General features: G+C 65.9%; 6 protein-coding genes. All 6 read right to left on the bottom strand.

What is annotated here, in order from left to right; translation table 11 throughout:
* On the bottom strand, positions 1–2,263 hold a 2,263-nt coding region (locus JNK68_16790; protein ID MBL8542001.1), incomplete at its 3' end, for a type I restriction endonuclease subunit R.
* Positions 2,260–3,456, bottom strand: a complete 1,197-nt coding sequence (locus JNK68_16785; protein MBL8542000.1) for an ATP-binding protein — start codon at positions 3,454–3,456, stop codon at positions 2,260–2,262. The genes JNK68_16785 and JNK68_16790, both read right to left, overlap by 4 nt.
* A 200-nt stretch (positions 3,457–3,656) precedes the next feature.
* Positions 3,657–4,160: a DUF4411 family protein gene (locus JNK68_16780; protein MBL8541999.1), complete on the bottom strand. Its 504-nt coding sequence runs from the start codon at positions 4,158–4,160 to the stop codon at positions 3,657–3,659.
* The gene (locus tag JNK68_16775) at positions 4,157–5,308 is read right to left on the bottom strand and encodes an ImmA/IrrE family metallo-endopeptidase (protein MBL8541998.1); all 1,152 of its coding nucleotides are present in this window, start codon (positions 5,306–5,308) and stop codon (positions 4,157–4,159) included. Before JNK68_16775 ends, JNK68_16780 begins: the two co-directional genes overlap by 4 nt.
* Before the next feature lie 113 nt (positions 5,309–5,421).
* Complete coding sequence (locus JNK68_16770; protein MBL8541997.1) at positions 5,422–6,792, bottom strand: restriction endonuclease subunit S; 1,371 nt, start codon at positions 6,790–6,792, stop codon at positions 5,422–5,424.
* Entirely contained in the window at positions 6,782–8,404 is a 1,623-nt protein-coding gene (locus tag JNK68_16765; protein MBL8541996.1) for an SAM-dependent DNA methyltransferase, read from the bottom strand. The genes JNK68_16770 and JNK68_16765 overlap by 11 nt, the downstream gene beginning before the upstream one ends.
* Positions 8,405–8,548 lie beyond the last annotated feature (144 nt).

Here is an 8,548-nt window from a genome sequence, read left to right as displayed (position 1 = left end):
TCGTCCACTTCGACCAGTCGAAACCGTGGAAGAGCGCGGCGCAGACCTCGTACTTTTCCAGCATCAGTGCGACCGCCTCGTCCTGGTCCAGCGCCGTGCGCCCGGTGCCGCCGCTTTCGGTGTAAATCGCGAGCGCCGCTTTCAGCTCCTGCGCGAGCCCCAGGTAGTCCACGACGAGGCCGCCGGGCTTGTCGCGGAACACGCGATTGACGCGCGCGATCGCCTGCATCAGCCCGTGTCCGCGCATCGGCTTGTCCACGTACATCGTGTGCAGGCTCGGCGCGTCGAAGCCGGTGAGCCACATGTCGCGCACCAGCACCAGCCTGAACGGGTCCCTCGGCTCGCGGAAGCGATTGGCCAGCGCCTCACGCCGCGGCTTGGTGCGGATGTGCTGCTGCCAGTCGGCCGGGTCGGAGGCGGAGCCCGTCATCACCACCTTGAGCGCGCCGTGCTCGTCGTCGGCGCCGTCCCACTCGGGTCGCAGCTTCACGAGCTCGCGATACAGCTCCACGCAGATGCGCCGGCTCATGCAGACGATCATCGCCTTGCCGTCCATCGCTTCGAGCCGCTTCTCGAAGTGCTCGACGATGTCCTTCGCTAACAACTCCAGCCGCTTCTCCGCGCCGACCACGGCTTCGAGCTGCGCCCACTTGCTCTTGAGCTTCTCCTTGCGCTCGACCTCCTCGCCCTCCGTCGCTTCCTCGAAGTCGGGATCGATCTTCGGCCGCTCGGCCTCGTCGAGCGCCAGCTTGGCGAGCCGGCTCTCGTAGTAGATCGGCACCGTCGCACCGTCCTGCACGGCGCGCTGGATGTCGTAGACGCTGATGTAGTCGCCGAAAACCGCGCGCGTGTTGGCGTCGGCCAGCTCGATCGGCGTGCCGGTGAAGCCGATGAACGAGGCGTGCGGCAGCGCGTCGCGCATGTGGCGCGCGAAGCCGTCGATGAAGTCGTACTGGCTGCGGTGCGCCTCGTCGGCGATGACGACGATGTTGCGCCGTTCCGAAAGCGTCGGGTGCCGGTCGCCCTTCTCCTCCGGAAAGAACTTGTGGATGGTGGTGAATACCACGCCGCCCGCCGCCACCGACAGCAGCTCGCGCAGTTGGGCGCGTGACGCGGCCTGCACGGGCGGCTGACGCAGCAGATCCTGGCAGCGTGAGAAGGTGCCAAGGAGCTGGTCGTCGAGGTCGTTGCGGTCAGTGAGCACGACGATCGTCGGATTCTCCATCGCCGGCTCGCGGATCACACGGCCGGCGTAGAACGCCATCGTCAGGCTCTTGCCCGAGCCCTGCGTGTGCCACACCACGCCCACACGGCGGTCTCCCGGCATGCCGCCTGGCTTGCGCCCCGCCTCGTAGCGCCCGGCCTCTTCTGCCACACGATCGGCCCGGGCCAGTTCCGCCGCGCGCAACGTCTCGCGCACCGCGACCTGCACCGCGTGGAACTGGTGGTAGCCCGCCATCTTCTTCGTGAGCCGCCCGCTGCCGTTGTCCTCGAAGACGAGAAAGTCGCGCACCAAGTCGAGAAAGCGCCGCTGCGTGAACACGCCTTCGATCACCACCTGCAGTTCGGGCATGTAACTGTCGGCGAGAGTCTCGCCGCCAATCGTGCGCCAGGGCTTGAACCACTCGCGCCCGGCGCCGAGCGTGCCCACGCGCGCCTCGACCCCATCGGAGACGACCAGCACGCCGTTCGGTGCGAAGAGCGATGGAATCTCCGCCTGGTAGGTCTGGAGCTGCTGGAATGCGCTCCAGATCGTGGCATTCTCGTCCGCCGCGTTCTTGAGCTCGATCACCGCCAGCGGCAGACCGTTGACGAACAGCACCACGTCGGGCCGGCGGGTGTGTTTGTGTTCTGCGACGGCGAACTGATTGACCGCGAGCCAGTCGTTGCCCGCCGGGTCGTCGAAGTCGATTACCCGCGCCTGCCGGCCCCGGATGTCACCGTCGGCGTCTCGATACTGCACCGTCACGCCGTCCACCAGCAGGCGGTGCAGAGCGCGGTTGCGCACGATGAGGTCCGCGCCTTCGGGCCGAGTCAGCTTGCGAAAAGCGTCCTCCAGCGCCTCGGGCGGCAGCGCCGGGTTGAGCCGCGCGAGTGCATCGCGCAGGGGCTGCGACAGGACCACCTGCCCGTAGTCGTCGCGCTCGGCCGCCGGCTCGCCGGGAGCGATGTGGGCGCCGTTGCGCACCTGCCAGCCGACGCTCTCGAGCCACGCGAGCGCGGCCTCTTCGACGACGGATTCGGTGAAGGAGGTGCTGCTCATCCCGAGATCCAGTGCCGCGCCGGCCGGGACAGGAACTCGCCCAACTCGATGCCGTCGCCGCCCACGAGCAGGCTGCGCGACGGCTTGAAGGCCGCCGCGAAAGCCGCTGTGCCACGGTGGGCCTGGGGCGCACGTCCACTCTTGACTTCGATCGCCGCCAGCCGGCGTCCGGCCTTCACGACGAAGTCCACCTCCTGATTGCGCTCGCGCCAGTAGTAGAGCTCGAACTCTCCGCCTGCCGCAGCGTTGGCCAGGTGCGCGCCGACCGCCGATTCCACCAACCGGCCCCAGAACTCGCCATCGCCGCGGGCCTCGGTCAGTGACAGTCCGGACTGGGCCGTAAGCAGCGCCGTGTTGAGCACCTGCAGCTTGGGACTGGACCCGCGGCTGCGGGCGATATCCCCGGCGTACTTCTGAAGGCCGACGACCAGGCCCGCGCCGCCAAGAAGTTCCAGGTAATGCGCCAGCGTGGTGGCGTTGCCGGCGTCGTGCAACTGCCCGAGCATCTTCGTGTACGAAAGCGCCTGCCCGGAGTAGCGGCAGGCAAGTTCGAACAGCCGCCGCAGCAGCGCGGGCTTATCCACGCGCGTTAGCAGCAGCACGTCGCGCGAGATCGAGGTTTCGATCAGGCTATCGGCGATGTAGCGCGCCCAGCGCTGCGGTTCGCGCACGAGCGGCGCCGCGCCCGGATAGCCGCCGTAGAAGAGGTATTGATCGAGGGTGAAGCCGAAGGCCGCGCGCATCTCCGCAAACGACCAGTGCGGCAGGTGCAGGAGCTCGAAGCGCCCGGCCAGGCTCTCGGTGAGCCCCTGCGCCACCAGCAGCGGCGCCGAGCCGAGTAGCACCACCTTCAGCGGCACACGTTTGCGCGTGTCCTCGTCCCACAGACGCTTGACCGACTCCGACCAGTTCGGGATCTTCTGGATCTCGTCGAGCACCAGCACCGCGCCCGTCGTGTCGGCCTCGGCCGCCGCGAGACGCGCCGCCTGCCACTGCTGCTCGATCCACTGCAGCCCTCGCAAGGTGGGCTCGTCGGCGCTGGCGCTGCGCACCGGGATGCCCGCTGACTCGACCACCTGTTGCACCAGAGTCGTCTTGCCCACCTGCCGCGGCCCCGCCACCATCTGCAGGTGGTGGCGGGGCTCGGCCAGGCGTTCGGAGAGAGTGGCGCCTTGCGGGCGCTGGAAGGTCATCGGGAGAAGCTACGGTTTACTCAATACGCAGAGTATATTTGCTCAAAGTCATGCGCAAGACGCCCGGCTGATCGTTGGCCCGCGCGACTCGGCCGCAGGTTCGCCCAGGGCGATCTCGGCGCCGTTGCGGACATGCCAGCCGCCGGCCTCAAGCAAAGCGAGGCCAGCCTCTTCAACGACAGATTCGGTGAAGCCCGAACTCATGTCACAACTTCACCACGGCCCAGTACAAAGCGGGCGCGCTCTCGCCGCAACATCTCGTAGGGTGTCATGAATCGAACGCCCAGGCCGATGCAGACATTTGGGATCTTGATGCGCTTGACGGAGTTGGCAGGCACTTCGTGAGTCACCACGATGTGCCCATCTGCAAGGGCGTGCGCAATCAAGTAGAAGTCGGCCACCTGCAAGAAGGTACTGATGGCTGCCGGCTCGTACTGTTGCTGCGTCGCCCACATGCTGACAGCGCCGAACTTCGCCGCGACCGATGGGCCAGTCCGCACGAAGAGGTCGGTGCCACGCCCACGCATCCAATCGGTCAGCTCGTCCGCTCCGGCCGCGATCTCGTCCGCCACTTTGTCGATGCTGAACACGCGATCCGCCGCTCTGTTGTCGATCAGCCAGTCCCAGAATGCGGGGCAGAAGTCCAGCCCGTAGTGCAGGTTCTTGGCTTGTATGAAGACGTTGGCGTCGAGGAGGTAGGTCACATCATTACCCCTAACTCGCGCGCCGCCTCATAGAACGTGGCCGTCTTGCGCACGCCCAGCATTCGGAAAGCATCCTGAAAGAGCGTCTGCCCTTCGAGCGTGCTGGAGAGCACCGCCCGTGCGAAACGCTTACCGGTTCGCGTCCCCAGCGTGCGGTAGAAGTCACCGCCGCCTGTGCCACCCCGGTCGAGCGTCCGGATGCGCGTCAGCTCGTCCCGGTAGCTCTGCCAGAGCGTGGCCTGATCGATAAAGCGCGCATCGAACAACCGACGGAGCACCACCAGAGTGCTGACTTTGAACATGCGCGCCAGACGCTGGATTTCATCGCCAATCGGGGGGTCGCCCTGGTGTTCGGTCCGCAACGCATCCAGGGGCACCAGAAACTCCGCCGCCACCGCATTGCACCAGCGTTCCACACGCAGCTCTGGAAGCTGGCCTGCGACCGGATCGGAAACGCCGCTCTCACCCAGCCATACGTGGGCCAGCTCATGGGCCAGCGTGAACATCTGCGCGGCCTTGCTGTCGGCCGCATTGATGAACACCAGCGGCGCCAGATCATCTGCCAGCGCGAAGCCGCGAAACTCCTCGACATCCAGCTTGCGGTGGCTGTTGCTGCCGAGAATGGAACTGGCCATCACCAGCACTCCGGCATCCTCCGACTTCGCGATGAGTTGGCGCAGCGCATCGGTCCACGTGGGCAGTCTCTGCCGCTCCGCGATAGAGAGATCGAGCGCCTGCCGCATCGCTTCAGCCACGCGCTCGGGCGAGTCCTGTATCCGCACGCTACCCACAAAGGCCAGAGGTGTCAGCGCGTGCACGCGAGCGTAGTCGCGGAACCAGTCCTGCCTCTGCTGGCAAAGGTAGATCGTGTCGAGCAGGTTCGGGCTGGGGCGGGTGACGACGCGATTGGCCAAGGTACGGAAATCGGGGATAGGTAGCGCCTCTTCCGGGGGTCGCGGCAGAAACAGATAGCCGATCGGAACATGTACGGCGCGCGCGAATTCCTCGAGCTGCCGCAAGGTCGGGAGCAACGTCCCTTCTTCCCACTGGTGGAGCTTCGGGAAACGCCCTGCTAGCTCTAGCGTGTCCATCCCGGCGCGCTCACGCGCCCAGGTCAGCAGCTTTCGGTCGACAGGAATGCGGTTCATGCTTGCTCACCATCCATCATGTCCCATTGCCTCCGGTCCGGAACGGTTGCGGCGCGGACGCACTAGACGTTGGTCATCCCTTTGCCCTAACGCCGCGTCGGTGCTGCCAGATGTCATCCATGCTCTCGGTCTTCAACTTGTCGCGGATGACGTCCAACGCTTTCGGCGAATACCTCTTGTGTAGCTGGCTCCCAAGCTTGAACTCCTTGTAGCGCATCCCCCACGCGCAGCTCGCCGGAGATGAGCTTGGGCAGCAGCGCGTCACGCAGGGCGGCGAGCGTGCGGCCCTCGCGTCGACATTCGAGCGTTCGCGCAAGCATGGCTTCGGCCGACCCATCGAACGTTGCGACGACACGCGCTGGTGGCTTGACTGCTGCGAGGTCGAGGATCGACCGCACCTGGGCGCGCTGGTGACTCTTGGATGTTCCAGTAACGAGACCCTCGATCTGCTGCCGAAACAGCGGCGACCGCGCGAGGCAATAGGCATAGCCGCGCGTGAACGGAGGCCGGGAACGCAGAACCAGGAACTCGGTCGAGCACACCGATCGGTCGTACGGCTGTACGTCGACCATCCAAACCCGCTCAATCTCGGGGTTGAGCTTCGACATCAGGATCACCCCGGGAGGTACACGCGACTTTAGGCTCTTGATGCTCTCGCCGAACTCGGCCTTCGCTGTCTGCCCCTCGTCGAATGCCGGGATGCTGAAGTGGTGGTACAGCACGTCCGGAAACGAGAGCGGGTTCTCTTGGTCGCGAAGCTGCTCCACCACTTCGCCAAACCGACCGACCTCCCACCCCTCCGGAATCTCGCCGAGTTCGGAGTGGACGAGGCGGGCCGGGAAGAGGTCGGCGATGGGCTTGGCGAGGCCGGGGTCGCGCCCTTCGGCCTTGGCGCGGACGGGGTCGAAGTCCACGAACCACGACTTGAAGAGCGCGCGCGCCATCCCCTCCAGCGTCTCGCTCATCCGCCGGTTCAGCTCGATCTTGTCGTCCAGCGTGCCGAGGATGTGTGCGATGGCGCGTTGTTCGGAGAGCGGCCTTGTCGGAATCGGTAGCGACTCCAAGAGCGGAATGCGGAGATTGCTCACCGTTGAGCCGGTCCCCTCGTTCACGCCGATTTCGTGCTGCACGGCTTTCGACTGCAAGGCGTAAAGGAGATACCTTGGCTCTGCTCGTTTCCGGTTCGGGCGCAGGAGCACCAATCGTTGACCGAGGCAGCAGCGTAAGTCGGAAGGAATCATGCAGACCTCACCCATAGGCGCTTCTCGGGTGATCACGAGATCGCCTTCGGTCGGCATGGCCCGCCGAGTGCGCTCGGCGAAGTGCGCTTCGTCGGTATAGCTCGGCTCAGTGAGAACGAGGCGTCCATTACGAATGTTCTGATTGCGAAGGACAACAACCCCGCTGTCAGTCCACACGGGGGTTGAGTGCGGACAGTCGACGATGGACTCGCAGAGGTCGGCGAGTCGAGCTTCACCCGCCATACCCCAGCTCCCTTAGGTTGGCGGCAATCGCAGCATCCAGCTTCGCGGCCTCAGCCTGCTGCTCGTATAGGGTCGCTGTGAGCCGCTTCATCTTCTCCTCGAACGGCTCGCCGTCATCCTCCTGCGCCGCGGCACCGACGTAACGCCCTGGCGTGAGCACGTGGCCGTGCTTACGGATTTCCTCCAGCGTGGCGCTCTTGCAGAAGCCGGGGATGTCCTGATACTCGGCTGGATTCCGGCTTTCGCCGGAATGACGGTCAGAACGCCACGCGTGGTAGGTGCCGGCGATCTTCGCGATGTCCGCATCGGTGAGCTCGCGGTGCACACGGTCCACCAACGTCCCGAGCTTGCGGGCGTCGATGAAGAGCGTGTGCCCGCGCCGGTCGCGAAGTGAAACTGGGTCCCGGCCCCGGATCGAGTCCGGGGCAGGCCCTGCGCTGGAATGACGACGACCCCTTTTGTCGCGCGCGAGGAACCACAGGCACACGGGAATCTGCGTGGAGTAGAAGAGCTGGCCGGGCAGCGCCACCATGCAGTCCACGAGGTCGGCCTCGATGAGGGCTTTGCGGATCTCGCCTTCGCCCGACTGGTTGGACGACATCGAGCCGTTAGCGAGCACGAACCCGGCGATGCCGCCCGGCGCCAGGTGGTGGAGGAAGTGCTGGACCCACGCGAAGTTCGCGTTGCCCGCCGGCGGCGCGCCATAGACCCAGCGCTTGTCGTCCTTGAGGAGTGCGCCGCGCCAGTCGCTGTCGTTGAACGGCGGGTTGGCGAGCACGTAGTCGGCCTTCAAGTCGGGGTGGCGGTCGTTGTGGAACGCGTCGCCGTGGGCGATCTGGGCGTCGATGCCGCGGATCGCGAGGTTCATCTTGGCGAGCCGCCAGGTGGTGTAGTTGCTCTCCTGCCCGTAGATCGAGATGTCGCCGAGCTTGCCCGCGTGCGCCTCGATGAACTTTTCGCTCTGCACGAACATGCCGCCCGAGCCGCAGCAGGGGTCGTAGACGCGGCCCTTGTACGGGGCGAGCATCTCGACGAGCACGCGCACCACGTGCGAGGGCGTGTAGAACTGCCCGCCCTTCTTGCCTTCGGCGCTGGCGAATTGGGCGAGGAAGTACTCGTAGACGCGGCCGAGCGTGTCTTTCGACTTGGATGCGCTGTCGCCGAGCGCGATGTCGGAGACGAGGTTGATGATCTGCCCGAGGCGCTGCTTGTCGAGCCCCGGCCGCGCGTAGTCCTTGGGAAGCACGCCCTTGAGCGAGGGATTGTCGCGCTCGATAGCGGCCATCGCGTCGTCGACCAGCGTGCCGATGGTCGGCTGCGGGGCGTTCGCTTTCAGGTGTGACCAGCGCGCCTCCTTCGGCACCCAGAAGATGCTCGCGGCACGGTACTCGTCCGGATCCTCCGGGTCGGCACCCTCGGCGCGCTGCGCGTCGAGCTCGGCGTGCTTGGCCTCGAAGGCATCTGAGATGTACTTGAGGAAGATCAGGCCGAGGACAACGTGCTTGTACTCGGCCGCGTCCATGTTGTTGCGCAGCGCGTCCGCCGCGGCCCAGAGCTTGGCTTCGAAGCCGACGGTCGCGGCGGAGTTGTTGGTCGTCTTGGTTCGCGCCATCTGGAGACAAGCTTCTTGGAATGGGCAGAATGACGGATGCAAGGCCGCGGGGCCGAGTACCCGTAGCGTAAGCTTACCGCACCCGCGGCTCCGGGGATGAGGGCCCACGGTGCCCCAGGGCAGACCCCTGCGTGTGGGGGCGAG

The organism is Betaproteobacteria bacterium (genome assembly GCA_016791345.1).
Lineage (GTDB): Bacteria > Pseudomonadota > Gammaproteobacteria > Burkholderiales > JAEUMW01 > JAEUMW01.
The sequence above is the reverse complement of the archived record's forward strand: the minus strand, read 5'-3'. Positions and strand labels throughout refer to the sequence as shown.

Bases quoted from the DNA above. Each gene is read 5' to 3' on its own strand.
- JNK68_16770 (MBL8541997.1), bottom strand. From the start codon at position 6,792: ATGGCGGGTGAAGCTCGACTCGCCGACCTCTGCGAGTCCATCGTCGAC.
- JNK68_16765 (MBL8541996.1), bottom strand. From the start codon at position 8,404: ATGGCGCGAACCAAGACGACCAACAACTCCGCCGCGACCGTCGGCTTC.
- JNK68_16775 (MBL8541998.1), bottom strand. From the start codon at position 5,308: ATGAACCGCATTCCTGTCGACCGAAAGCTGCTGACCTGGGCGCGTGAG.
- JNK68_16785 (MBL8542000.1), bottom strand. From the start codon at position 3,456: ATGACCTTCCAGCGCCCGCAAGGCGCCACTCTCTCCGAACGCCTGGCC.